Here is a 24,463-nt window from a genome sequence, read left to right on the forward strand (position 1 = left end):
AACCATGAAAACCAAAGCCATGCTGACCCAGACCGAAGTGACCGCCATCCTGGCCGCCGCGCGCAGCGAAGCGCAGAACAACGGCTGGGCCGTGACCATTGTGGTTGCTGACGACGGCGGCCATCCGTTGGCGCTGGAACGTCTGGACGGCTGTGCACCGATCGCCTCCTACATCGCCACTGAGAAAGCGCGCAGCGCCGCGGTGGGCCGTCGCGAAACCAAGGGCTACGAGGACATGGTCAACGGCGGCCGCAATGCCTTCCTGTCCGCGCCGGTGGTCTGCTCGCTGGAAGGTGGCGTGCCGGTGATTGTCGATGGGCAGGTAATCGGTTCGGTCGGCGTTTCCGGCGTGACCGCTGCCCAGGATGCACAGGTCGCCAAGGCCGGCGTTGCCGCTGTCGCCAACTGATTCGGATAGGAGAACAACATGACCGAGCGTGTAACCCTGGGCCGTCTGCAAGTCGCGGCCAACCTGCAACGCTTTATCGAAGACGAAGTATTGCCGGGCACCGGCGTCGAGGCGGCCGCTTTCTGGAGTGGTTTCGACCAGCTGGTGCATGACCTGGCGCCGAAGAACCGTGCCCTGCTTGCCGAGCGTGATCGCCTGCAAGTCGAGCTGGACAACTGGCACCGCAGCAATCCCGGCCCGATCAGCGACATGCCGGCCTACCGCAGTTTTCTCGAGTCCATCGGCTACCTGCAGCCCGAGCCGGGCGAGGTGAAGATTAGCACCAGCAACGTCGACAGCGAGATCGCCACCCAGGCCGGCCCGCAGTTGGTGGTGCCGATCGGCAATGCGCGCTATGCACTGAACGCCGCCAACGCCCGCTGGGGCTCGCTGTATGACGCGCTCTACGGCACCGACGCCATCAGTGAAGAGAACGGCGCGCAGAAAGGCCCCGGCTACAACGAAGTACGTGGTGCCAAGGTCATCGCCTTCGCGCGCAACTTCCTCGATCAGGCCGCGCCGCTGGCCGAAGGCAGTCATGCGGATTCGGTCAGCTACCGTGTGCAGGACGGCGAGCTCAAGGTCACCCTGGAAAACGGCAGTGTCACCGGGCTTAAGCAACCCGAGAAGTTTGTTGGCTTCCAGGGCGAAGCAGTCGAGCCGACTGCGATTCTGCTGAAGAACAACGGGCTGCACGTCGAAATCCAGATCGATCCGAACAGCCCCATCGGCCAGACCGATGCCGCTGGGGTTAAGGATCTGCTGCTAGAAGCAGCCGTCACCACCATCATGGATTGCGAAGACTCAACCGCCGCGGTCGATGCCGACGACAAGGTTTTGGTCTACCGCAACTGGCTGGGCCTGATGAAGGGCGATCTGGTCGAAGATATGGAGAAGGGCGGCAAGCGCATCACCCGCCGCCTGAACGAAGATCGCGAGTACACCGCCGCTGATGGCTCCGACCTGAAGCTGCATGGCCGCTCGCTGCTGTTCATCCGTAACGTCGGTCACCTAATGACCAACCCGGCGATCATCGATGGCGAAGGCCACGAGATCCCCGAAGGCATCATGGATGGCGTGGTCACTAGCCTGATTGCCAAACATGACCAGCAGCGCAAGGGCAATTCGCGCACCGGCTCGATGTACATCGTCAAGCCGAAGATGCACGGGCCTGCCGAGGTCGCCTTCACCGATGAGCTGTTCGGTCGCGTCGAAGACCTGATCGGCCTGCCGCGTCACACGCTGAAGGTCGGCATCATGGACGAGGAGCGCCGTACCAGCGTCAACCTCAAGGCCTGTATCGGCGCGGCGAAAAACCGCGTGGCCTTCATCAACACTGGCTTCCTCGACCGCACGGGCGATGAGATGCACACCATCATGGAAGCCGGCGCTGTGCTGCGTAAGGGCGACATGAAGAGCACCGCCTGGATCCAGGCCTACGAGCGAAACAACGTGTTGGTCGGTCTGAACTGCGGGCTGCGTGGCAAGGCGCAGATCGGCAAGGGTATGTGGGCCATGCCGGACCTGATGGCCGCCATGCTCGAGCAGAAGATTGGTCATCCCAAGGCTGGTGCCAACACCGCCTGGGTGCCGTCGCCGACGGGTGCGACGCTGCATGCGCTGCACTACCACCAGGTCGATGTGCAGGCCGTTCAGGCTGAGCTGGAAAAGGTCGATCTCGCCGCCGAGCGCGACAAGCTGACCAACGATCTGCTGACCATTCCGGTCGCGCCGCAGCGCAACTGGTCCGCCGACGAGATTCAGCAGGAGCTGGACAACAACTGCCAGGGCATCCTCGGCTACGTGGTGCGTTGGGTCGAGCAGGGCGTTGGTTGCTCCAAGGTGCCGGACATCCACGATGTGGGCCTGATGGAAGACCGCGCCACGCTGCGTATCTCCAGTCAGCACCTGGCCAACTGGCTGCATCACGGTGTGGTCGATGAAGCGCAGGTGCGCGAGACCCTGGAACGCATGGCCAAGGTGGTCGATCAGCAGAACGCCGGCGATCCGGCCTATCGCCCGATGGCTGCCGACTATGCGGGTTCTGCTGCTTTCCAGGCGGCCTGTGACCTGGTGTTCAAGGGTCGCGAGCAGCCCAGCGGTTATACCGAGCCGCTGCTGCATGCCTGGCGTCAGCGCTTCAAGCAGCAGGTCGGTTGAGCGGCATCAGCAAGACAGTCGGCGGTCAGCATGAGCTGATCGCCGACGCGATTTGATGAGCCCCGGGCGCTTCCAGCGTCCGGGGCTTTCGAGCAAGAGGGGCGGGCTAATGTGACTTGCTAGTCAGCTTCTCGGGCTGAGGTGATTCTTCATTTCAGCCATGCGTGGGACCGGGCTTTCCCGGATGTAAGCGGTTCACAACAAAAAACAAGGAACCCAACAATGAGTCAGACACTGCTGTCCATACTGGCCTTCGTGCCGCTGGTGCTGGCGGGGGTACTGCTGATCGGCTTTCGCTGGCCGGCCAAGTACGCAATGCCGCTGGTTTTCGTGCTCACTGCGTTGATCGGCCTGCTGGCCTGGGACATGACCTTCAACCGGGTCCTGGCTTCCACGCTGCAAGGCTTGATTCTCACCGCCGCGATCCTCTGGATCATCTTTGGCGCCATCCTTCTTCTGAACACGCTTAAACACTCCGGGGGTATCGCGTCGATTCGTCGGGGCTTCGCCAATGTGAGCCCGGACAAGCGCGTCCAGGTGTTGATCGTGGCCTGGCTGTTCGGCTGCTTCATCGAGGGCGCCTCGGGCTTTGGTACCCCAGCAGCGGTCGCTGCGCCGCTGCTCGTCGCACTGGGCTTTCCGGCGCTGACGGCGGTGGTGCTTGGGATGATGGTGCAATCCACACCGGTGTCCTTCGGTGCGGTGGGTACGCCAATTCTGGTGGGTGTCGCGGGTGGTCTGGACCAGGCCACGCTCGGCGGTCAGCTGGCAACCGTGGGCAGCAACTGGGAAGTGTTCTTCCAGCTGATCTACTCCCGTGTGGCGATCATCCATGCGCTGTGCGGCATCCTCATGCCGCTGATCATGATCTGCATCATGACGCGCTTCTTCGGTCGCAACCGCTCCTGGGGCGAAGGGCTGGCGATGGCGCCGTTTGCCATTTTCACCGGTCTTGCGTTCGTGATTCCGTACGCTGCGGCGGGTGTGTTCCTCGGTCCGGAATTCCCTTCGATGATCGGCGCCCTGGTCGGTCTGGCTATTGTGGTTCCGGCGGCGAAGGCGGGCTTCCTGCTGCCCAAGACCAGCTGGGATTTCGCCCCGGCCAGCGAGTGGCCGGTTGAGTGGATGGGCAAGATCGAGATGAAGATCGATGACGTCGCTGGGCGTACACCGATCTCCGTGCCGATGGCCTGGGCGCCTTACCTGCTGTTGGCGGTCTTCCTGGTGATGTCGCGGATCTTCCCGGACCTCAAGGCGGCGCTGATGTCGGTGAGCTTCGGTTGGAGGGACATCCTCGGTGAAACCGGTGTGTCCGGCACCCTGGAGCCACTGTATCTGCCAGGCGGAATTCTCTGCATGGTGGTGCTGGTGACCTTCTTCCTGCATCGGATGAAAGCCGCTCAGCTGGGCGCTGCCATCGCCGAATCGAGCAAAACGCTGCTGGGCGCTGGCTTCGTGCTGATCTTCACCATTCCGATGGTGCGGATCTTGATCAACTCCGGCGTCAACGGTTCGGATCTGGTCTCCATGCCAGTGGCCATGGCACAGCTGGTGGCCAACAGTGTAGGTGGGGTCTACCCGTTCTTCTCGCCTGCGGTTGGCGCACTGGGTGCTTTCATTGCCGGCTCCAACACTGTGTCGAACCTGATGCTGTCGCAGTTCCAGTACAACACCGCTGGGCTGCTGGGTATCTCCGGCGCGCTGATGGTAGCGCTGCAATCAGTGGGCGCCGCGGCTGGCAACATGATCGCCATCCACAACGTCGTCGCGGCTTCGGCCACGGTCGGCCTGCTGGGCCGTGAGGGCATTACGCTGCGCAAGACCATGCTGCCGACGCTGTACTACCTCGTACTGGCTGGCACCATCGGCCTGATCGGCTTCTATGTGATGGGTATCAGCGATCCGCTGGTGGGCATCGCGACCGCTAGTTAACAGCTGCGTACGTGAACCCGGACGGGCGGCCTAGGCCGCCCGTTTTGTTTTGCCCTGAAATCTTTCGCAGGTACGGGGTCTATCACCGAGGCGCCAGGGTTTGGCGCTCATCGCGTTCTGGTATAGCGTGCAGCGCAACCGAGACTGATCGAGGTGAATAATGAAAAAGTGGCAATGCGTGGTGTGTGGGCTCATCTATGACGAAGCCGAGGGCTGGCCGGACGACGGCATCGCGCCAGGCACCGCCTGGGAAGACGTGCCCGAGGACTGGCTGTGCCCTGACTGTGGCGTCGGCAAGATGGACTTTGAAATGATCGCGATCGGCTGATATGAACGACTCGAACCCAAACGCACCGCTGGTCATCATTGGCACCGGACTGGCGGGCTACAACCTCGCCCGGGAATTCCGCAAGCTGGACAGTGAAACGCCGCTGTTGCTGATTACCGCTGACGACGGCCGCTCCTACTCCAAGCCTATGCTCTCGACCGGCTTCGCCATGAACAAGGATGCCGATGCGCTCGGCATGACGGTGGCCGGCCCGATGGCCATCCAGCTCAACGCCGAGATTCGCACCCATACTCGAGTGACGCGTCTCGATCCGGCCAACCGTCGTGTTTGGATTGGCAACGAGCCCGTGCCCTACCGCGATCTGGTGATCGCCTGGGGGGCGCAGACCATTCAAGTGCCGGTCGACGGCGATGCACAGGACGCCATCTTCCCGATCAACGATCTGCTCGATTACGGGCGCTTCCGCGAGGCCGCACACGGTAAGCGGCGCGTGTTGATCCTCGGGGCCGGGTTGATCGGCTGCGAATTTGCAAATGACTTGCTGCAAGGCGGCTATGAGGTCGATCTGGTCGCGCCGTGCGAGCAGCTAATGCCGTCACTGCTACCGCCCGAACCCGCAGCTGCGGTCCGCCGAGGGCTTGAGTCTCTGGGGGCGCGGTTTCACCTGGGGCCGGTGCTCGAGCGGCTGGAACGTAACGGTGACGTCCTCCAGGCGCAGCTATCAGACGGCCAGCGCCTGGAGTGCGATCTGGTGGTCAGCGCGGTGGGATTGCGTCCGCGTATCGAGCTGGCCGAGGCGGCAGGCTTGAAGGTCAATCGCGGCATTGAAGTGGACCGCCTGCTGCAGACATCGACCGAGCATGTGTATGCATTGGGCGATTGTGCTGAGGTCGACGGGCTCAACCTGCTCTATGTGATGCCGTTGATGAGCGGCGTCCGTGCGCTGGCCAGAACGCTCGTTGGCCAACCGACGCCGGTCACCTACGGGCCGATGCCTATCACTGTGAAAACACCGGTATGCCCCCTGGTGGTGTCCCCTCCAGCTGCCGGTAGTCACGGCAGCTGGAACGTCGAAGGCGAGGGCAACAACCTCAAGGCAACCTTCCGTGGCCCGGACGGCAAGCTGCTTGGCTACGCACTCACCGGAACGGCTGTGCAAGAGCGTCTGGCGCTGAACAAGCAGTTGCCACCTGTGTTGGCGGAACTGCCTCAGGTTCTGTCGTTAAAGTCTTCGTAATGATTCGGCAAAGCGCTGGCGAGGACTGGCGCGAGTGCTAGCAGCGTGCCATGCTCCTAGAGGCCGCTGCCGCAGCCTAGAGCTGTTGCAGCGCTTCGGACGCTGTTCGGAGAACAGCGGATCACAACAACAAGAAAGTCTTAGAGGCTACCTATGCGCAAACCGGAACTCGCAGCCGCTATCGCCGATAAGGCCGATCTAACCAAGGATCAGGCCAATCGTGTACTCAACGCCGTGCTGGATGAAATTACCAGCGCACTCAACCGAAAGGACAGCGTGACCCTGGTGGGTTTCGGCACCTTCGTACAACGTCACCGCGGGGCCCGTACGGGCAAGAACCCGCAAACGGGCGAACCCGTCACCATCAAGGCCAGCAACACCGTGGCTTTCAAGCCGGGAAAGATGCTGAAAGACGCGATCAATTAAAATCGCGCCGCCCGGGGCCGCCCAGGCTCCGGGTCAGCCTGACTGAACAGTCCACTCCAGACCCTTCTGTTCTCCTGCTTTCCCCGCTCAGACCAGCCGCTACAATGCCGCTTTTCTTGCCAATGGTCGGCCAATCATGAAATTTCGCTTTCTTCTCTGGATGCTGGGTCGCCTGATGACCAAGGCCAGCCGCAACAACCCCGATTTCCAGAAGCAACTCGGTGACAAAGACCTGACCTTCCAGCTGCACACGCTGGACGGCAGTGTGGCTCGGCATTACAGGGTCAAGGATCAGCGCGTCACCAGTCACGGCGGTCCAGCAAACGAGCCAGCATTAGCCATCGGCTTCAAGGACAGCGCCTACGGCTTCGCCACCATGAACGCGAAGAACAAGCAGCTTGCGTTCATGCAAGGTATTCAGAACAAAGACATCCAGATCCAGGGCAATCCAGCGCTGGTGATGTGGTTTCAGGGCCTGACGAAGTACCTCAAGCCTCGGAAGAAAAAGCCGGAAGCGGCTTGATTCGTTAGCTTGTCGCTGCGACATGCTCAGGAATGTTTGGGCGCTTTACCAACTTCCGTATGGGATGCCGTATTTGATGATGTAGCGACGGGTTTTATCGTTGATTGTGTAAGCGTAACGCCCGTTGGTCTTGCCCTGCGACGGACCCATTGGCTCCACTTCAGCTTCCGTACGAGCAACCTTCACTGGGTAACCACAGCTGTCTACAACCCAGACTTGGACGATCCCTCCTGGGGCCAAGCCAAAGTACATCGAAGCCATATAGCGTGCTGTTCGGGCAGGCGTATCAGGGCAGCGGCGTTGCACGGAGGCAAGCATGAGTTCCCGAGCCTGCTCTGGGATATCCACCCATGCGCGATAGGTTTGCGGCTCGACTATCGACTGCCAGCGAACATATATACGTTTCGGCAGATCCGCCCCCACGACGCCCCGGGTATTGCTGCCCACTCCACCCACCCAGCCTTTAGCTGTTTCGGTTGCGTAGCCTGGGTTTCCGTTACCAATAACCCCGCCGCCGCCATGATCAATCAGCCGTCCATCGATGTCCTGAACGACGCTGGACTCTACCCAACCGGTCATATAATTCGGTCCGATAAACTCAAGGCTCCACCAGCGCGCTTTGGGGTCCTTCATGGCTGAAAGGGGGTCGTGAGCCTGACAACCGCATAGAACAAGTACGGCCAACAGCGAGAAGAATGGCTTGGTCACAGTAGAGTCCAGTCAGGTACATGTGGATGTCGACGCCGGATTCCGTCAGGGCTTGGCGCGTTGATGTAGACAAGCTTCATGCCACCGGCCGAGCGAGTCTTAACTGGGTGGTTCCAGTGGGCCGAGACGTGTATATAACGCTGCTTTAACAATTCCTCCTCGGCGGAGGTGGTGCTGTAGTCGCCCGTAGCGAAACGGTTGACGAGCGGTTCGAGTTCCGCAGGGAGTAAGTACTGCGGTTCCGCAGGAATGTCATCCATAGGCGCTCCCGCTTTCTTCGCTAGCATATACATGACGCGTAAATAGACGCCTGAAAGCTCCCCTCTGACTCGCCGTGTCAGCTGCAGTCCGGCGTACACGCGTGTTTGCCTTGGTGCCAGTCGATCGGCTGGGTCGACAGGTACCAGCTGAGGGTCAGGCGTGACAACTTCAAGCATGGACGGAGGCCAGTCTTCAGTGACCAACCGCCGTTTGGCTTGCTCAGCGTCCCGGTAAATGGAGGTCGTCTTCACGTCGACGCCCTTGGCTACCACCAGTGCCTGCATCGGTGTGACCAAGACACATTCTTCTACTTCGCTCAGATACCCTCCGCCGATATCAGAGTGAGCGCCAGGCAGAGTGATTTCGGTATGGTCTGGCTTCACTGTACTCAGGGGGAAGTTCGCGCGCACCTCGTCACGGGCCACCAGTTGGACGACGTTACTGAAATACTTTCGCGGCAGATGAAGATTGAGTCCCGGGGTGATCGAACTTCTGATATTTCCCAGGTTTGCTAGCCCTCCGACAGAAGCAACGGTGTCAAATAGCCCGATGAATCGAACATCGACGCCGTGTTGGTAGCGTGGCACGAACGATGAGCAGAACGCTTTTGGGTTGTCATGCAAGGCTGCCCTCAGGGGGCCTTGGTCACCTCGTACTACTTCGTTAGCAAAATGTCGCGCGGCGGCGGCGCCACGGCTAAAGCCGAAACAGTCAAAGATCACCGACTGGATTTGACAGTCTGGGTTCTGTTTAAACACGTCGTCGATCAAGTCTTTGATTCGACTAAACGCTTCTTGCACCTTGCTTGAGACTCCGCTGGCCCCTCGGCCAGCTCCGGCACCTGCAAAACGGTCTTCTTGTCCGGCTTCGGTGCCGACACCATCCACATACAACTTACTTGAGAGACGTTTATACGGGCCGGGTCCTTCCGGTATCGGTGGAGCGGAGTAAAGCTCGCTGAGCTTTTTGATATTCGTTATGTCATTCCCATAACTGCTATCCGGTTTGGCCATATAGGGCTTACAGCTGGCGTCCAGGTCTTCTTTCTGGATGGGGTGCTGCGCGCCGCAGGCCAGGCCGAGTGCGGTGTTGGTGGCGTTGTTGCCTGTGCCGTCGAAGAACACGCCGATGCGTAGAGCCAGCTTGATCTTCTCGGCAGGCTTGACGGGTTCCCTGGCGTGGCGTTCGTATTCGGACCAGCGCTCGGCGTGTATATCGACCGGTTCGACGTTGCGCAGCTCGGCTTCGCGCTTGGCTTGAGGAATGTTGGGGACGTAACCGCTCATGCTTCTACCTTCCCTGGCAAGTGAGGCTGGATGATCTGGGTTGACACGCCGTTGAGCTACATCCTGTTGGTCACGGCGCGGGCGTCAGTAGGAACCACCGTTAGGGATGATTCAAGCAGCCGGTTCACAAAGCGCACGGTCGGCCTGGTGGTTTCGGGGTGGCAATGGCATTTCAGTGCGATGCAATCGCACCCTGCTGCGCCAGCCATGCGCGGGCTTCCTCGAGCAGCCAGTCACGAAAGGCGTTCAAGGCCGCCGACTCTACGCGACGTTCCGGGATCATCAGGTGATAGGCCTGGTTCTCGCGCCGGAACGAGTGTGGGTGCGCAATCACCAGGCGTCCCTCGGCCAGTTCGCGCTGGATCAGGAACGGCGGAATCAGCGCCACGCCCATCTGGTGCTCGGCGGCCTGGGCGAGCATAGAGAACAGCTCCAGGCGGGGGCCAGTCATATCCCGGGCGACCTTCATGCCCAGCGAATCGAACCACTGGCGCCAGGCATAGGGGCGTGTGGTCTGTTGCAGCAATGGCATCTCGCCAATGGTCTGTGGCGCCAGTGCATTCGCACCGTCCAGCAGGGCCGGGCTGCACACTGGCACCGACTGCTCCGGCATCAGTGAATAGGCGACCGTGCCGGACCAGTCGCCGTCGCCGAAGTAGATTGCCGCATCGAACTCGGTATCGGCGAATAGAAAGGGACGGGTGCGGTTGGTCAGGTTGACGGTGATTTCCGGGTGCAACGCCTGGAACTGCCGCAGCCGTGGCAGCAGCCATTGCGTGCCAAAGGTCGGCACCAGCGCCAGCTCGATGGTCTGCGCGCCTTGCTGGCCCATTACCGAAAGCGTATCGCGCTCCACCGCATCGAGCTGCGTGGCGACCCGCCGTGCATAGGACTGCCCGGCCTCAGTCAGTTTCACGCCGCGGCGGGAGCGGCGGAACAGCTCCAGCCCGAGGAATTCTTCCAGCCCGCCGATCTGTCGGCAGATCGCGCTCTGGGTCAGGGCCAGCTCTTCGGCAGCACGGGTAAAGCTCTGGTGACGCGCGGCCGCTTCGAAAGCGACAAGCGCGGCTGTGCTGGGGATCTTGCGGCGCATTATGCGGCTGCCTCACTAATGATCGGGTATTTAGTACATTTAGCATAGTCTGGAGTGAGTAAATCGCACAGATCATTGCGAATTACTCGTTTGCCGGCTGGCGTCACAGCTTCTAGGATCAATGCATCCGAATGCTGCACCGGGCGATGAGTCCGGTTCACCGTCTACGACAAGAGGACCACCCATGGCTGGCAAAGCAAGCTTCAACTGGATCGACCCACTGCTGCTCGATCAGCAGCTCACCGATGAAGAGCGCATGGTGCGTGACAGCGCTCAGCAGTTCGCTGATGACAAGCTGGCGCCGCGGGTGCTTGAAGCCTTCCGTCACGAGCGCACCGATGCGGCAATCTTCCGTGAGATGGGCGACACCGGCTTGCTCGGCGCGACCATTCCTGAAGCGTACGGCGGCAGTGGTTTGAATTACGTGTGCTACGGCCTGATCGCTCGTGAGGTCGAGCGCATCGATTCCGGTTACCGCTCGATGATGAGCGTGCAGTCGTCGCTGGTGATGGTGCCGATCAACGAGTTCGGTAACGAAGAAACCAAGCAGAAGTACCTGCCCAAACTGGCCAGCGGCGAGTACATCGGCTGCTTCGGTCTGACCGAACCGAATCACGGCTCCGATCCGGGTTCGATGGTCACTCGCGCAAAGAAGGTCGACGGTGGCTACCGCCTGTCCGGGGCGAAGATGTGGATCACCAACAGCCCGATCGCCGACGTGTTCGTGGTCTGGGCGAAGGACGACGAGGGCGCGATCCGCGGGTTCGTGCTGGAGAAGGGCTGGGAAGGGCTGAGCGCTCCGGCGATTCACGGCAAGGTCGGCCTGCGCGCATCGATCACCGGCGAGATCGTCATGGACAATGTGTTCTGCCCGGAAGAGAACGCTTTCCCCGATGTGCGCGGCCTGCGCGGTCCGTTCACCTGCCTGGATTCGGCCCGTTACGGCATCAGCTGGGGCGCGCTGGGCGCCGCCGAGTTCTGCTGGCACACCGCCCGCCAATACACGCTGGACCGCCAGCAATTCGGCCGCCCGCTTGCGGCCAACCAGCTGATCCAGAAGAAGCTGGCCGACATGCAGACGGAGATCACCCTGGCCCTGCAAGGCTGCCTGCGCCTTGGCCGGATGAAGGACGAAGGCACCGCTGCGGTGGAAATTACCTCGATCATGAAGCGCAACAGCTGCGGCAAGGCGCTGGACGTAGCCCGCCTGGCTCGGGACATGCTCGGCGGCAACGGCATCAGCGACGAGTTCGGCGTGGCGCGGCATCTGGTCAACCTCGAAGTGGTCAACACCTACGAAGGCACCCACGACGTGCATGCGCTGATCCTTGGCCGCGCGCAGACCGGCATTCAGGCGTTCTTCTAAGCGGTGCCGTAGGGTGGATGGCGCTACTTCATCCACCTTCGGCTACGCCGACAACTTCAGCTCCGCTTGGTGGATGGGTAACGCGTCAGCTACGCGCCCCGATCCACCCTACGTTTTCCTCGCACAGCTGCAGGCTCATTTCCCGCGGTGGCGATAATCTCTTGAGGCTTCATTCATGCCCGGCGCCCTTTCCCATATCCGCGTCCTGGACCTGTCGCGTGTGCTCGCTGGCCCGTGGAGCGGGCAGATTCTTGGTGATCTTGGCGCCGAGGTGATCAAGGTCGAGCGGCCCGGCACCGGAGACGACACCCGTCATTGGGGCCCGCCGTACCTGAAAGATCAGGAGGGCGAGAGTACTTCGGAAGCGGCGTATTACCTGTCTGCCAACCGCAACAAGCAGTCTCTGACCCTGGATTTCACCCAGCCTGAGGGTCAGCGGATTATCCGTGAGTTGGTATCGCGGTGTGATGTGCTGCTGGAGAACTTCAAGGTGGGAGGGTTGGCGGCCTACGGACTCGATTACGAAAGCCTCAAAGCAATCAACCCCAAGCTCATCTATTGCTCGATCACCGGTTTCGGCAGCGATGGTCCCTATGCCCAGCGTGCCGGTTACGACTTCATGATCCAGGGGCTTGGCGGCCTGATGAGCCTGACCGGTCGTGCCGAAGACGAAGAGGGCGCCGGTCCGGTCAAGGTCGGCGTGGCGCTGACGGATATCCTTACCGGTCTTTACGCCACGGTTGGCGTGCTTGCTGCGCTCAATCATCGCGAGCAGAGCGGAATTGGCCAGCATGTCGAACTGGCGCTGCTGGACGTGCAGGTGGCCTGTCTGGCTAACCAGGCGATGAACTACTTGACCACAGGCGTCGCGCCCAAGCGCATGGGCAACGCACACCCCAATATCGTGCCCTATCAGGATTTCCCCACCGCCGACGGCGACATCATCCTCACCATCGGCAACGACGGGCAATTCCGCAAATTCGCCGAGGTGGCTGGCCACCCCGAGTGGGCGACTGAGCCCCGTTTCGCCAGCAACAAGGCGCGCGTGGCGCATCGCAAGGAGCTGGTGCCGATGATCCGCCAGGTCACGGTCTTCCGCACTACGGCTGAGTGGGTCGCCGTGCTGGAGCAGGCCGGAGTACCTTGCGGCCCCATCAATGATCTTGCCCAGGTCTTTGCAGATCCGCATGTTCAGGCGCGAGGGCTACGCGTGGACATGTCGCATCCCTTGGCCGGCAGCGTGCCGCAGGTCGCAAGCCCGATCCGGCTTTCCGAAACGCCAGTCGAATACCGCAAGGCGCCTCCCCTGCTTGGCGAACACAGTGAAGCCGTGCTGCAGCAACTGGTGGGGCTGAGTTTCGAAAAGATCCTTTCCCTGCGGCAGTCCGGGGTGGTCTGAGCTGGGAGTGGCCTGAACTCTCGAGCCGCTTGGCTATCCTTATTCCTGTACCCTGGTTTTTTGGATGGACGAGCAAATCATGCAGACGCAGCGTTTACGTATCACCTGGCAGCTTTCGGTTGTCTTGTTCATGTCCTGGCTGCTGGCCGGTTGCGGTATCAACAACATTCCCCAATACGACGAGCAGGTAAAGTCCGCCTGGTCTCAGGTGGAAAACCAGTACCAGCGCCGTGCCGATCTCATTCCTAACCTGGTCGAGACGGTCAAAGGCTTCGCCCGCCAGGAGCAGGAAACCCTGACCGCTGTCACTGAGGCTCGCTCAAAGGCCACCTCCATTCAGATCAGCGCAGAGGATTTGGACGACCCCGAAAAAATGCAGCGCTTCCAGCAGGCACAGAATCAGCTGACGGGCGCTTTGAGCCGATTGATGGCCGTCTCCGAGCGTTATCCGGACCTGAAATCCAACCAGAACTTCCTCGCGTTGCAATCCCAGCTTGAGGGCACCGAGAACCGCATCGCCGTTGCGCGCCGCGACTTCATCACGTCGGTCGAGCGTTACAACACCGAGATCCGCACCTTTCCTGGCCGCATCTGGCACACCCTGATGTACAGCGACATGCCGATCCGCGAGAGCTTCGAGGCGACCACCGAGAACGCCGATCAGGCGCCACAAGTGCAGTTTCAATGACTCGTCCGCTCTCACTGATCCTGGCGCTGCTTTTCTGGGCGAGCGGCGTTGTCGCCCAGGAAGTCGAGTTGCCGGCGTTGACCGGCAGGGTGGTTGATCAGGCCGAGTTGCTCGACACCCAGGCCGAAGCACGCCTGACCAGCATGCTCGCCGCCCATGAGCAAGCGAGCGGGGAGCAGGTTGTCGTCGTCACCGTGCCGGACCTTCAGGGGCGAAGCATTGAGGAATATGGCGTCGACCTTGGCCGCGAGTGGGGCATCGGGCAGAAAGACGAAGACACCGGCGCGCTGCTGATCGTCGCTCGCGACGATCGCCTGGTGCGTATTGAGGTTGGCTACGGCTTGGAAGGCCGGCTAACCGATGCGCAATCGTCGGTCATCATCAATCGAATCATCACGCCTGCCTTCCGTGAAGGTGACTTCACTCGCGGGATCACCGAAGGCACCGCCGCGATAATCCAGGTGCTTGGCGGAGACCCCTTGCGTACCGCCGGCATGCAGCCGGCGATGCCCATGGGTGCGCAGGAACCCGGCGGCCTCGGCATTCTCGGCTTCTTCCTGATGCTGGTCGCCATCTTCGTGATCGGCGGGGGGCGAGGCGGTCGTGGCGGCGGTCGTGGCGCCGGGCGAGCGCTGCTGCTGGGCGCATTGCTCGGTGGCATGGGTCGCGGCGGCGGTGGCGGCGGATTTGGTGGCGGTGGTTTCGGCGGTGGCGGTGGCGGCTTCGGCGGCGGTGGTGCTTCCGGTGGCTGGTAACCGATTGATCACATCGCCATTTGGGTGGAGCAGTCCGAGCCTCCAGCCGATCCAATCAGCACAACGAGAGCCTTCAGCGAAGATGAGTACGCAATGACCCTACTGTCCGAAAACGAGCTGAAACAGGTATCCGATGCGATCGACCTAATCGAGCGGGATACCGATGCTGAGCTGGTGACCGTCCTTGCCGCCCAGGCAGACGACTACCGCTACATTCCGCTGCTCTGGGCGAGCCTGCTGGCGCTGATATTGCCTGGCGCGTTGCTGTTCTTCACCGGATGGCTGGCTGCTTGGCAATTGCTGCTGGTGCAGTGGCTGACCTTTGTCGTGCTGGCGGTGGTGTTTCGCATTCCGAGCGTGACCAGTCGGCTGATTCCACGCTCGGTTCGGCACTGGCGCGCCTGCAATCTGGCGCGGCGTCAGTTCATCGAGCTGAATTTGCACCACACCGTCGGTGGGACGGGCATGCTGATCTTCGTCTCCGAAGCCGAGCGCTATGTGGAGATCCTGGTGGATCAGGGGATTTCCAGCCGCATCGATGACAGTGTCTGGCAGTCGATCGTCGATACCTTTACCGAAGACGTGCGCAGCGGTCAGGTGCTGGAAGGCTTTCTAAGCTGTATCGAAACCTGCGGTTCGCTGCTCAAGCAGCATGTGCCGGCAACCCATGAGCGCAACGAGTTGCCGAACCATCTCGTAGTTCTTGAGTGACCATGGGAAGAGCGCATAAGGCTGGGCGGCTGAACCCAGAAAGGGATGGAGCCTGGCGTGGGTGTAAACCGACACAGCGTTAGCCACGGACGGCAAGGGTTGTGCCCACCCTATGTGGCTGCAGTAGCAAAGCCAGCTGAAACCGCGACCACCCTAGTATGCGTTTTTCAGCTCGATCACGATCTCAGTGCCGCGGCCTTGGGCTGCAGAAAACAGAACGGCGGGGCAACGCGATTCACCATCGCAATGCCTCCGCCGTTTTGCGTCATGGCCTGGGTCAGGCCATTCCGGGGCCTTCGTCCTCGGGTTGCTCCACCGGAGCCAGTTCGAGGAACGGCGCGTTTTCCATGGCGCTGGCGGCCACCCGGTCGATGGTGCTCATGGCATGGCCGATGATCGAGCTGACGCTGGCCTGGTGATGATGCTCAGGCAAGCGCTCGATGGCTGCGAGGACGTCCTCTCCGGGCACGGTTTCCTCGGCCAGCAGCTGGTCAGCGATCTCATCCAGTGCCGGTTTAAGCCGCTGCAGCAGGGCCATGCATTCACGGTCGAGCTGTTTGAGCAGAGTGTCGGCCGCACGGATGGATTCGCCGGAATCGAACTCGATGTGCGCGTCGCGTACCGCCTGCAAACTCAGCAGCGAACCGTTCGGGCCCATCCCCAGTGCGCCAACCATCGACAGCGCGATCTTCGAGGCTTCCTGCAGGTCCTGACCGGCACCGGAGGAGACTTCATGGAAGTACAGCTGCTCGGCACCACGGCCGGCCAGCAGCATCTGGATGCGGTTGCGCAGCTCGGACTCCATGTGTAGACGCTTGTCTTCGACCGGTGTTACCAGCGTCACGCCCAGGGCCTGGCCGCGCGGCAGGATGGTGACTTTCTCTACCCGACCGGTTTTCAGCGCGGCGGCGACCAGCGCGTGGCCGGCCTCGTGCACGGCGATGCGTTTGCGGTCAGTGGGCGACATGGGCGTCGCACCCGACGGCTGCTCGCCGATGCGGCAGGTTTCCACCGCGTCGACGAAATGCGCCATGGTCACCGTCTTCGCTGCGCCACGTGCAGCAAGCAGGGCGGCATGGTTGGCGATATAGGCAATAGCGGCGGGCGTCAGGCCCACGGTGTTACGCGCCAGCTGGGCGAAATCCAGATCCTGCTCGGACCGGACTTTGTCGGCGTACAGGCGGAACAGCGCCTCGCGGTCGTTCAGCCCCGGCAGGCCGACGGCGATCGAGCGATCGAAGCGGCCCTCACGGACCAGAGCGGGGTCCAGCGAGTTTGGGAAGTTGGTGGCACCCAGTACCAGCACGCCGCTTGCACCGTCGAAGCCATCCATTTCAGCGAGGAACTGGTTGATGATGCGGTTGCTTTCGGCATCGCTGGAGCGCTGCTGTTCGGCGCGCTTGCCGATGCCATCGATCTCGTCGATGAAGATGATGCACGGCGCCTGTTTGCGCGCGGTACGGAACAGCGCCTTGACCTTCTGGATGCCGACGCCGAAGTACATCGATGAGAAGTCGCTACCGGTGACCTGAATGAAGCTGGCGTTGGACTCGGTAGCCAGGGCCTTCGCCAGCTGGGTCTTACCGGTGCCGGGCTCGCCGGTGAGCAGCACGCCCTTGGGAGGACGGGCACCCAAGGCGGCATAGGCGGAGGGGTCACGCAGATAGGCAGTGACGTCGCTCAAGGCCTGCTTGGCTTCGCTGGCACCGATGACGTCGGCAAAGCTGATGCCGCTGCCCTTGCGATGCACCTGAAACGCCTGGCTCTTGATTGCCAGATAGGACAAGGCACCCACCAGCAGCAGTATGAACGGCGCGTAGGGCAACGCACTCTTGTACCAGGGCGCCTCGGCGTCTGTCTCGAACAATGTCAGCGGGAAAAGCTGACCTTCGCTGCTGGCGTACTGATCGAGCAGGAGCTGGGCAACGCGCCCGGACTGATCGGGCACCCAATATCGCAGCCCGTCGTGCAGGCTGATGTAGACCGCATCTTTGCCCAGCGCGGCGCTGACGATGGCGTCGCCCCGCAAGTCGCCCATCAGCACAGAAAGATCACGGCGATTGGCTTGCCAGGGGGCGGTCGACTCCTGCAGGGCTTCGAGCATGCTGGCCGCCGGCCCCGTCGCGGGCGTTGACGGTGCGGCTGGCCACAACTGCCAGAACGCAACGCAAGCGGCAACCAGTAGCAGCAGGAAAACGGAGAGCACAGGGCCGCGGCGACCTTGTAGCAGACGTGGTGTTTTCATTTCACATCCAATCGGGAAGCCCGATGTTCGACAAACAACCGCCGAAGGGCGGACCACAGTTGTTCGCGGGGAAGCCCCGCGGCGCCAATCACATGGCGCGACACAGTACGGGCTCGTTGGATGCGATTTATATGCCGGACTGCGAATCGGGTTGCTGAACTCCGATAGCCGGCGAGAATACGGCAAGTGCCACCATACGAGTGGCAACGCGACGAATGGCGGGGCGGTTTGCGACGAATGACCGTTTGGTCGTGGAACCGAAACGGCGTACGGCGTTCGTGATTTCGAGCCTTGACGCAGCATCGCTTCGACGCAGGATACGAATGGGCTGGCGCCGCGACGGTTCAACGCTGCCCATCAACGCCCTTCGCCTATGCGAAGGGCGTCGCGGCTCAGCCCGCCCTTAGGTCAGTGCCCGCCGTTACGTCGCTCGGCGATGGTCTCCGGCGTCAGTTCGCCACGCTGCGAGCCGAAATGGCTGAGCATGAAGTTACCCAGAGCCGACACCTCACGGTCATTGAAGTGGCGGTTGAAGGCTGGCATCAGGTGATGTCCGTTTGGTCCGTGCAAGGCATCACCGTTGAGGATCACCTGGACCAGATTCAGCCCTTGCGGATCGTTCAACGTGCGCAGGCCGCGCAGCGAGGCATAGTCACTCTGACGACCGCTGCCGTCCCACTGATGGCAGCTGGCACAGGTTTCCGCAAACAGCTTTTGCCCCAGCGGATAGGTGCTGTCGGTCGGTGGCCCGCTCGCCAGTTGCTGCGCCGATGGCCGAATCACGTCGGCCGGGCGCGCCGGAACCGATTTGAGGTAGGTCACCATGGCCTGGATATCCTCGGGCGTCAGGTGCCGCAGGCTGTAATTGACGACGTCGGCCATTGGCCCGCCGGCGACGCCGTAGCCGGGCGCTACGCCTTGGGCGAGGTAGCGCGCCAAGGCGTCATCCGGCCAGCCACCGATCCCAGCCTGCTCGTCGGACGTGATATTCCAGGCACTCCAGCCCTGGATCGTCGCGCCCGCCAAGTGCTCGGAGCCGTTCTTCGCCTGCATCAGATTTCGCGGTGTGTGGCACTCACCGCAGTGCCCTGGCCCCTGAACGAGATAGGCGCCACGATTCCACTGCTCGGACTGCTCCGGGTCGGGCTCGAATCGTTCGTCATCAAGGAACAGCAGGTTCCACAGAGCAATGCCCCAGCGTTGGTTGAACGGGAAACCGATGTCGTTCTCCTTGTTCGGCTGGTTCACCGGCTCCAGGCTGAACAGATAGGCCTTGATCGCCAGGATGTCCTCACGTGGCATCAGCGTGTAGGAGGTGTAGGGGAACGCCGGATAGTAATGCTTGCCATCTGGCCCTACGCCCTGCTGCATGGCCTCGACGAAGTCATCGTCGCTCCAGGTGCCGATGCCGGTCTCGTTGTCCGGTGTGATGTTGGTGGAATACAGCGTGCCGAACGGCATTTTCACCGGAAGGCCGCCTGCGTAAGGCTTGCCGCCTTCGGCTACGTGGCACGCCAGGCAGTCGGCCGCGTGGGTCAGGTATTCGCCGCGTTCGAGCAGTGCGCTATCGGCAGGTTGCGCGGGGGTTGCGCCAGCGTGAAGCGCAAGCGCAGCGCCCAGCAGGCTGCCGAGAGAAAGTCGAGTCATCATACTGGGCTCCTCAAATCACGTAATAACCGGCACGTGCCAGCGGCAGACGGCGGATTCGCGTGCCATTGGCTGAAGCCAGGGCGTTGACCAACGCGGGGGCGATCATCGCCGTCCCGGCCTCACCTACCCCGCCAGGCGCCTCGCGACTTTCGACGATGAAGGTCTCCACCGGCGGCGCTTCGCTGATCCGTAGCTGGCGGTAATCGTGGAAGTTGCTCTGCTCGACACGGCCTTTGCTGACGGTGATCTCGTTGAACAATGCAGCCGAAAGGCCGAATAGCGTGCCGCCTTCGATCTGCGATTTGACGGACACCGGGTTCATCACCTGACCGCAATCGATGGCCACCACCAGGCGCTTGAGCTTGATGCCTTTGTCTTCGGTGACCTGTAGCTCGACCACGGTTGCTAGGAAACTGCCGAAGACTTCCTGCACCGCGACGCCGCGGCCATGCCCGGCCTCGAGAGGCTCGCCCCAGCCAGCCTGCTCAGCGGCGAGGCGCAGTACGGCCTGGGCACGCGGGTGGCTGCCGAGCAACTCCATGCGGTACTCCACCGGGTCGCGGTCGACGCTACGTGCCACTTCGTCAATGAAACTTTCGAGCATGTAGGTACTGCGCAGTGGTCCCACTCCGCGCCACCAGGATTGACGCAGGGCTTTGGGTGGCACCGGTACATAATTCACCCGCAGATTCCGCATCGCATAGATCGGATGAATCGCGACCTCTACCGCGTCACCATCCAGCCCGCTATCGGGAACCGCGGCTGGAGCAAAGCGGGCCAGCACCGACGCACCGGCAATGGTGTGACGCCATCCTAGAAGACGGCCCTCGGCATCCATCGCCGCGGCGAAGCGGTCGATGTAATGCGGGCGGTACATGTCATGAGTGGTGTCTTCTTCGCGCAGCCAGGTCAGCTTGATCGGGTAATCGACCTTCGCTGCGATGGCCACGGCTTGATGGATGAAATCCACCTCCAGCCGACGTCCAAAGGCGCCGCCAATGAGCTGATTGTTGACGATGATCTGCTCTGCCGGGCGGCCCGAGGCTTCGGCAGCAGCCGTCTGCGCGCGTACCGGCACCTGCGTCCCGACCCAGAGCTCCACGGCGTCAGGGCGAACCTGGGCCACACAGGTCATGGGCTCAAGCGCTGCGTGGGCCAGAAAGGGCATCTGATACTCGGCTTCGAAGGTTTTCGCAGCGTCCTTCAGTGCCTTGTCAATGTCGCCCTGTTCGTTGGCGAGGGCGCCGGGTTTGTCCAGTGCTTCCTTGATCTCACGCTCCATCTGCGCGGAGTCGATATTGGCGTTGTCGCCGTAGTCCCATTCGATTTCCAGCGCGCGCACACCGGCAAACGTAGCCCAGGTGTGCTCGCCTATGACTGCAACGGCATCGCCAAGGCGAATCACGTCGATGACGCCGGGCACTTTCCGGGCAGCGCGGTCATCGACACTGCGAACGGTGCCGCCAAGCACCGGACAGGCGCGTGCTGATGCGTACTTCATGCCGGGCACCACGAGGTCGATGGTGAATCGCGCCGTGCCGTTGACCTTCGCCGGTGTGTCCAACCGCCGGGTGGGTTTGCCGATCAGCTTGAACTGCTCGGCAGGCTTGAGCGGAATATTTTCCGGCACCGGCAGCTTGGAGGCGTCATCGACCAGCTCGCCATAGCCGAAACTCTGACCATTGGGGCCCAGCACGCGGCCGTTCTCGGCACGCAACTGATCGGCGCCGACCTGCCAGCGTTGGGCGGCCGCCTGTATCAGCAGCAATCGTGCGGCCGCGCCGGCCTGGCGCAACGGCTCCCAATTACTGCGGATAGAGGTCGAGCCGCCGGTCGCCTGGAAATTCAGCAGTTTATCGTTGTAGATCGCCTCGTTCGGCGGCGCCTCCTTGAGGGTGATCTGATCGAGGCCAATTTCCAGCTCCTCGGCAATCATCACCGCCAGGCCGCTCTGCGCGCCCTGGCCCATTTCGATCTTCGGCACGGTGAAGATCACCTTTCCATCGCGATCGATGCCGATAAAAGCGTCCAGTGCCGTGGCGTTGGACATCGGCTGGTCTTCCGGTCCTTCGCTGAGCACCTGTTCGGCGAAGCTGCGACCCGGGAAGGGCAGCGAAAAGCCGATCACCAGCCCACCAAGGGCCAAGCTGCCGACCTTCAGCAGATTGCGCCGTGAGCGGGATTCCAGAGTCGTGTCTGGGTGCGCCATTTCGCGACTCCTCATGCTTGGGCGACGCGCTTGATGGCGCTCCGAATGCGGGTGTACGTGCAGCAGCGGCAGAGGTTGCCGGCCATGCCCTGATCAATGCTCTGGTCATCGGGCTGCGGGGTTTTCTCCAACAGCGCGACGGCTGACATGATCTGTCCGCACTGGCAGTAACCACACTGCACCACTTCGTCTTCCAGCCAGGCCTGTTGTACCTGCTGGCCGAGGTCGGTGTTGCCGATGCTCTCGATGGTCACGACCTTGCGACCCTTCACTTCGCCGACCGGCAACACGCACGAGCGCGCCGCCTCGCCGTCGAGATGGACGGTGCAGGCGCCGCACTGGGCGATGCCGCAACCGTATTTGCTGCCCGTCAGCGCCAGCACGTCGCGTAGAACCCAGAGCAGGGGCATGTCCTCGGGAACGTCGACCTCAAGGTCGGCGCCGTTGATTGAGAGTGTCAGCATGGAACAAGAACCTCACGTCAGGCGTTAAAGCGGCGCGCTTATGGTTGGTTTGATGCGCGCTCTAGAACGAGACAACAGGCGGAACGAAAGTTGCCAAACAAGCCTGAAATTCACCGATCCGATGAGCGGCCTGCTAAGCGTCGGCCGCTTCGCGCAATGAGCGCCTATTCGTAGTAAATAGCCTGGCTTTTCGCACCCAGAGCATTACCCGCACCATGTCCACCTTGACCGAGTTGGCGCAGCAGATTGCCGCGCTCTATCCATTGCAAGACAAGACCGCAGGCAAGCGTTACCGCATCGTCAGCCAGCTCGCAGGCATGACGGAGCTGGAGGAGATCGGCGGCATGCCGCGTTACGTGGAATCCTGCCAGCTCGACGACAAGGATCTATGGGATGGTCGCGTCGCCAGTTGATAAAACGCTGGCGGCTGTCAGGTCCCGGTTGCAATCGGGTGCTGCAGAAATTCGGTGATATCTACCTGGTCGAGTTGCTCGGGCCTGAGATGTCGGTCGCCATAGCTGAGGTGCAGTCCTGATGAGAGGAACAGCGCGAAAAGGTCGGCATCGATATGGCCACGGTCGCGCAGCCTCGCCAGGATGCGGATCGACTCGCTCAGCGGTTTGGCCTTCTTGTAGGGGCGATCACACGCGGTCAGTGCCTCGAAGATGTCGGCGATAGCCATTATTCGCGCGGGTATCGACAGCTGATCGGGCCCCAGTTGTCGCGGATAGCCGGTGCCAAGCAAGGTTTCATGATGGGTTCCGGCGTATTCCGGAACTCGCTGAAGGTTCTTGGGAAACGGCAAATTCTCCAGCATGACGATGGTCTGCACGATGTGTTCGTTGACCTTGAACCGCTCCTCGGCAGTTAGCGTGCCGCGGCTGACGCTGAGGTTGTAAAGCTCGCCAAAGTTGAACTGATGCTCGGGCACGCTCATCTTGAAGCCGTACTTGGGATCCAGTGCCTTGGTCTCGACGCGCGGCATCAGGTGTTCGGGCTTGTCGTCCAAAAGTTTCTCGGACACCGGCAAGTGTCTGGCCGGGAAGCCTTCCAAGCGTGTCACTTCCTCGTGAGACAAGCCCAATCGGTCATCGAAGTGGCGCATCCAGCGTTGCTCGGAGACGCGCTGCAAACGTTCGATCCGCTCTGGTGCCATCAGTTCGCCGCCAATGTTGCACTCAGCGACAAAGGCAAATTCTTCGTGCAAACGCGCCACTGTAGCGGCATGGCGAGCCTCGACGGCTGCCGATGGCGCACCGGCAGCCAGGGCTTCGAGACGCTCGATCATGGCGTCGCGGAGCAGTACCTCGAAACGCATGCGGATCTCATGGATGCGGTTGTAGACCGTTTCCAGCTTGGTCGCCTTGTCGACGATGTGCTCGGGTGTGGTGATCTTGCCGCAATCGTGCAGCCAGGCGCCGATGCGAAACTCCCGCCACTGCTCCTCCGTTTCGAAACTGAACTCCGCCAGCGGTCCTTCTACAGCTGCACTGGCTTGTTCGGCCAGCATCAGTGCAAGTTCAGGAACGCGGGCGCAATGCCCGCCTGTATAAGCGCTCTTGGCATCGATGGCGCCGGCCAGAATTTCGATCATCGAGTCGATCAAGGCGGTCTGCGAGTCGATCAGGTTGTGGTTCTCCAGCGCAACGGCCGACTGGGATGCCAGCGCTTCGACGAAGCGGAGGTTCTGCCTGCTGAAACTGGTGACGTCGCCGCTAGCGGGGTCGATCGCGTTCATGAATTGCAGGACGCCGAGCACTTCGCCGCTGTGTGCTACTAGCGGCACGCAGAGCATCGAGACCGTGCGGTAGCCGGACTCCATATCGAAGCGCCGTGTTCCCGAGAGGTCGAAGCGCGTCTCGCGGTAGACGTCATCGATGATCACGGTTTCCCGGCGCAGGGCCACATAGGTCGACACGTGCCGCTCGTTGGGCGTGCCGGTTTCCGGGTCATGCAACGGCAGTTCGAATGCAGGTAATTGGTCAGCCTTCGAGCGCAGGGTGAAGCGCAGGCTGTCGTGATCGGTCATCAGGTAGAGCGTGGCGGCATCTGCGTTACAGATCCGCTTGCCTTGCATCAGGATGTGCTGGAGCAGGCGGTGCTTATCGCGCTCGGAAGACAACAGCATGCCGTTTTCGACCAGACCTGCCAGTTTCTCTTGGGCCGTTTCCAGTGCCTGGTTCTGTGCGCGTATTGACCGTCGCATGATGTCATGCTGACGGTGCAGGTCGTCGAGCTCGCGGATGGGCGAGCGGGGGCTGTTGCGTGGGCTGAAATCGAGCTCCCGGATGCGACGGGTGTCTTCTGCCAGAGCGCCTAATGAGCGACGAATGCTCGTTAGGCATACGAAGAGCAGGGGTAGGCAGACAAACATGAACAGCAGCTCAGCGAGCAAGATTTCGCGCAGGCCGAGCCACTCGAATCCGGCCAGGAGAAGTACCGGTACGGTGGGTACGAGAATAAACATCGTCACCAGTGCTGCGGCCCAGGTCTCGTAGCTGAGCTTGTATTTGCTAGAGGTCATACTGCATCCTGCGGCGATTACTTGACGGGAATGCCAGGAAAACATCGGTGGCCGAAGCCAGAGGCGCTGTGCACCGATTCGCAGGCCAT

At 61.6% G+C, this 24,463-nt stretch carries 21 protein-coding genes; 13 read left to right on the top strand and 8 right to left on the bottom strand.

The genetic code is table 11. The features are described 5' to 3' along the window. The first annotated feature begins 4 nt into the window (after positions 1-4). The 7 genes from ACQKEK_RS14525 to ACQKEK_RS14555 all read left to right on the top strand — a co-directional run bounded on the left by ACQKEK_RS14525 (position 5) and on the right by ACQKEK_RS14555 (position 7,015). Positions 5-409: a heme-binding protein gene (locus ACQKEK_RS14525; RefSeq protein WP_045160358.1), complete on the top strand. Its 405-nt coding sequence runs from the start codon at positions 5-7 to the stop codon at positions 407-409. Between the two features lie 18 nt (positions 410-427). After that, the gene (locus ACQKEK_RS14530; protein WP_499143566.1) at positions 428-2,608 is read left to right on the top strand and encodes a malate synthase G; all 2,181 of its coding nucleotides are present in this window, start codon (positions 428-430) and stop codon (positions 2,606-2,608) included. 222 nt (positions 2,609-2,830) lie between these two features. Beyond that, on the top strand, positions 2,831-4,540 hold the full coding sequence (locus ACQKEK_RS14535; protein ID WP_499143567.1) for an L-lactate permease: 1,710 nt from the start codon (positions 2,831-2,833) through the stop codon (positions 4,538-4,540). Between the two features lie 160 nt (positions 4,541-4,700). Further along, positions 4,701-4,868: a rubredoxin gene (locus tag ACQKEK_RS14540; RefSeq protein ID WP_046162989.1), complete on the top strand. Its 168-nt coding sequence runs from the start codon at positions 4,701-4,703 to the stop codon at positions 4,866-4,868. A 1-nt stretch (position 4,869) separates the two neighbouring features. After that, positions 4,870-6,066: an NAD(P)/FAD-dependent oxidoreductase gene (locus tag ACQKEK_RS14545; RefSeq protein ID WP_499143568.1), complete on the top strand. Its 1,197-nt coding sequence runs from the start codon at positions 4,870-4,872 to the stop codon at positions 6,064-6,066. A 153-nt stretch (positions 6,067-6,219) separates the two neighbouring features. Further along, positions 6,220-6,492 carry an HU family DNA-binding protein gene (locus ACQKEK_RS14550; protein WP_045431184.1) on the top strand — a complete coding sequence of 91 codons (273 nt, stop codon included), beginning with the start codon at positions 6,220-6,222 and terminating at the stop codon, positions 6,490-6,492. A 136-nt stretch (positions 6,493-6,628) separates the two neighbouring features. Then, positions 6,629-7,015 (top strand): helicase, encoded by a 387-nt coding sequence (locus tag ACQKEK_RS14555; RefSeq protein WP_499143569.1) that lies wholly within the window; start codon positions 6,629-6,631, stop codon positions 7,013-7,015. Positions 7,016-7,060: 45 nt separating this feature from the next. On the opposite strand, the gene ACQKEK_RS14560 is transcribed toward ACQKEK_RS14555, so the two are convergent. The 3 genes from ACQKEK_RS14560 to ACQKEK_RS14570 all read right to left on the bottom strand — a co-directional run bounded on the left by ACQKEK_RS14560 (position 7,061) and on the right by ACQKEK_RS14570 (position 10,363). After that, positions 7,061-7,723 carry a DUF2931 family protein gene (locus ACQKEK_RS14560; protein ID WP_499143570.1) on the bottom strand — a complete coding sequence of 221 codons (663 nt, stop codon included), beginning with the start codon at positions 7,721-7,723 and terminating at the stop codon, positions 7,061-7,063. Further along, positions 7,720-9,270: a T6SS phospholipase effector Tle1-like catalytic domain-containing protein gene (locus ACQKEK_RS14565; RefSeq protein WP_499143571.1), complete on the bottom strand. Its 1,551-nt coding sequence runs from the start codon at positions 9,268-9,270 to the stop codon at positions 7,720-7,722. The genes ACQKEK_RS14560 and ACQKEK_RS14565 overlap by 4 nt, the downstream gene beginning before the upstream one ends. A gap of 172 nt (positions 9,271-9,442) precedes the next feature. Continuing rightward, positions 9,443-10,363 carry a LysR family transcriptional regulator gene (locus tag ACQKEK_RS14570; protein WP_499143572.1) on the bottom strand — a complete coding sequence of 307 codons (921 nt, stop codon included), beginning with the start codon at positions 10,361-10,363 and terminating at the stop codon, positions 9,443-9,445. Positions 10,364-10,547: 184 nt separating this feature from the next. Here ACQKEK_RS14570 and ACQKEK_RS14575 point away from each other — a divergent pair, with 184 nt between their 5' ends. From ACQKEK_RS14575 to ACQKEK_RS14595, 5 genes are all read left to right on the top strand, one after another. Further along, a complete protein-coding gene (locus tag ACQKEK_RS14575) occupies positions 10,548-11,729 on the top strand; it encodes an acyl-CoA dehydrogenase (protein ID WP_025240097.1) in 1,182 nt (393 codons plus the stop codon). A gap of 175 nt (positions 11,730-11,904) precedes the next feature. Continuing rightward, positions 11,905-13,128: a CaiB/BaiF CoA transferase family protein gene (locus ACQKEK_RS14580; RefSeq protein ID WP_499143573.1), complete on the top strand. Its 1,224-nt coding sequence runs from the start codon at positions 11,905-11,907 to the stop codon at positions 13,126-13,128. 64 nt (positions 13,129-13,192) lie between these two features. Then, the gene (locus ACQKEK_RS14585) at positions 13,193-13,816 is read left to right on the top strand and encodes a LemA family protein (protein ID WP_499143574.1); all 624 of its coding nucleotides are present in this window, start codon (positions 13,193-13,195) and stop codon (positions 13,814-13,816) included. Further along, positions 13,813-14,571 carry a TPM domain-containing protein gene (locus ACQKEK_RS14590; protein WP_128120204.1) on the top strand — a complete coding sequence of 253 codons (759 nt, stop codon included), beginning with the start codon at positions 13,813-13,815 and terminating at the stop codon, positions 14,569-14,571. The genes ACQKEK_RS14585 and ACQKEK_RS14590 overlap by 4 nt, the downstream gene beginning before the upstream one ends. A gap of 93 nt (positions 14,572-14,664) precedes the next feature. Further along, a complete protein-coding gene (locus ACQKEK_RS14595; protein ID WP_128120205.1) occupies positions 14,665-15,282 on the top strand; it encodes a TPM domain-containing protein in 618 nt (205 codons plus the stop codon). Between the two features lie 277 nt (positions 15,283-15,559). Here the strand turns inward: ACQKEK_RS14595 and ACQKEK_RS14600 are convergent, their stop codons facing one another. The 4 genes from ACQKEK_RS14600 to ACQKEK_RS14615 form a co-directional block, all read right to left on the bottom strand. Beyond that, complete coding sequence (locus ACQKEK_RS14600) at positions 15,560-17,527, bottom strand: AAA family ATPase (protein ID WP_499143575.1); 1,968 nt, start codon at positions 17,525-17,527, stop codon at positions 15,560-15,562. 408 nt (positions 17,528-17,935) lie between these two features. Continuing rightward, positions 17,936-19,177 (bottom strand): c-type cytochrome, encoded by a 1,242-nt coding sequence (locus tag ACQKEK_RS14605; protein ID WP_499167643.1) that lies wholly within the window; start codon positions 19,175-19,177, stop codon positions 17,936-17,938. Positions 19,178-19,187: 10 nt separating this feature from the next. Beyond that, positions 19,188-21,386, bottom strand: a complete 2,199-nt coding sequence (locus ACQKEK_RS14610; protein WP_499143577.1) for a xanthine dehydrogenase family protein molybdopterin-binding subunit — start codon at positions 21,384-21,386, stop codon at positions 19,188-19,190. Positions 21,387-21,397: 11 nt separating this feature from the next. Then, positions 21,398-21,850, bottom strand: coding sequence for a (2Fe-2S)-binding protein (locus ACQKEK_RS14615; RefSeq protein ID WP_499143578.1), 453 nt, complete (start codon positions 21,848-21,850; stop codon positions 21,398-21,400). Positions 21,851-22,065: 215 nt separating this feature from the next. On the opposite strand from ACQKEK_RS14615, the gene ACQKEK_RS14620 reads away from it, so the two are divergent. Next, complete coding sequence (locus ACQKEK_RS14620; RefSeq protein ID WP_128120209.1) at positions 22,066-22,263, top strand: hypothetical protein; 198 nt, start codon at positions 22,066-22,068, stop codon at positions 22,261-22,263. A gap of 17 nt (positions 22,264-22,280) precedes the next feature. On the opposite strand, the gene ACQKEK_RS14625 is transcribed toward ACQKEK_RS14620, so the two are convergent. Beyond that, positions 22,281-24,374 (bottom strand): HD domain-containing phosphohydrolase, encoded by a 2,094-nt coding sequence (locus ACQKEK_RS14625; protein ID WP_499143579.1) that lies wholly within the window; start codon positions 24,372-24,374, stop codon positions 22,281-22,283. Positions 24,375-24,463 lie beyond the last annotated feature (89 nt).

The organism is Pseudomonas sp. NPDC077408 (assembly GCF_050269105.1).
Classification (GTDB): domain Bacteria; phylum Pseudomonadota; class Gammaproteobacteria; order Pseudomonadales; family Pseudomonadaceae; genus Stutzerimonas.

What these genes read in the sequence shown, in the direction of transcription:
- ACQKEK_RS14525 (WP_045160358.1), top strand. Translation starts at nt 5, where the DNA reads ATGAAAACCAAAGCCATGCTGACCCAGACCGAAGTGACCGCCATCCTG.
- ACQKEK_RS14530 (WP_499143566.1), top strand. Translation starts at nt 428, where the DNA reads ATGACCGAGCGTGTAACCCTGGGCCGTCTGCAAGTCGCGGCCAACCTG.
- ACQKEK_RS14535 (WP_499143567.1), top strand. Translation starts at nt 2,831, where the DNA reads ATGAGTCAGACACTGCTGTCCATACTGGCCTTCGTGCCGCTGGTGCTG.
- ACQKEK_RS14540 (WP_046162989.1), top strand. Translation starts at nt 4,701, where the DNA reads ATGAAAAAGTGGCAATGCGTGGTGTGTGGGCTCATCTATGACGAAGCC.
- ACQKEK_RS14545 (WP_499143568.1), top strand. Translation starts at nt 4,870, where the DNA reads ATGAACGACTCGAACCCAAACGCACCGCTGGTCATCATTGGCACCGGA.
- ACQKEK_RS14550 (WP_045431184.1), top strand. Translation starts at nt 6,220, where the DNA reads ATGCGCAAACCGGAACTCGCAGCCGCTATCGCCGATAAGGCCGATCTA.
- ACQKEK_RS14555 (WP_499143569.1), top strand. Translation starts at nt 6,629, where the DNA reads ATGAAATTTCGCTTTCTTCTCTGGATGCTGGGTCGCCTGATGACCAAG.
- ACQKEK_RS14565 (WP_499143571.1), bottom strand. Translation starts at nt 9,270, where the DNA reads ATGAGCGGTTACGTCCCCAACATTCCTCAAGCCAAGCGCGAAGCCGAG.
- ACQKEK_RS14570 (WP_499143572.1), bottom strand. Translation starts at nt 10,363, where the DNA reads ATGCGCCGCAAGATCCCCAGCACAGCCGCGCTTGTCGCTTTCGAAGCG.
- ACQKEK_RS14575 (WP_025240097.1), top strand. Translation starts at nt 10,548, where the DNA reads ATGGCTGGCAAAGCAAGCTTCAACTGGATCGACCCACTGCTGCTCGAT.
- ACQKEK_RS14580 (WP_499143573.1), top strand. Translation starts at nt 11,905, where the DNA reads ATGCCCGGCGCCCTTTCCCATATCCGCGTCCTGGACCTGTCGCGTGTG.
- ACQKEK_RS14585 (WP_499143574.1), top strand. Translation starts at nt 13,193, where the DNA reads ATGGACGAGCAAATCATGCAGACGCAGCGTTTACGTATCACCTGGCAG.
- ACQKEK_RS14590 (WP_128120204.1), top strand. Translation starts at nt 13,813, where the DNA reads ATGACTCGTCCGCTCTCACTGATCCTGGCGCTGCTTTTCTGGGCGAGC.
- ACQKEK_RS14595 (WP_128120205.1), top strand. Translation starts at nt 14,665, where the DNA reads ATGACCCTACTGTCCGAAAACGAGCTGAAACAGGTATCCGATGCGATC.
- ACQKEK_RS14600 (WP_499143575.1), bottom strand. Translation starts at nt 17,527, where the DNA reads ATGAAAACACCACGTCTGCTACAAGGTCGCCGCGGCCCTGTGCTCTCC.
- ACQKEK_RS14605 (WP_499167643.1), bottom strand. Translation starts at nt 19,177, where the DNA reads ATGATGACTCGACTTTCTCTCGGCAGCCTGCTGGGCGCTGCGCTTGCG.
- ACQKEK_RS14610 (WP_499143577.1), bottom strand. Translation starts at nt 21,386, where the DNA reads ATGGCGCACCCAGACACGACTCTGGAATCCCGCTCACGGCGCAATCTG.
- ACQKEK_RS14615 (WP_499143578.1), bottom strand. Translation starts at nt 21,850, where the DNA reads ATGCTGACACTCTCAATCAACGGCGCCGACCTTGAGGTCGACGTTCCC.
- ACQKEK_RS14620 (WP_128120209.1), top strand. Translation starts at nt 22,066, where the DNA reads ATGTCCACCTTGACCGAGTTGGCGCAGCAGATTGCCGCGCTCTATCCA.
- ACQKEK_RS14625 (WP_499143579.1), bottom strand. Translation starts at nt 24,374, where the DNA reads ATGACCTCTAGCAAATACAAGCTCAGCTACGAGACCTGGGCCGCAGCA.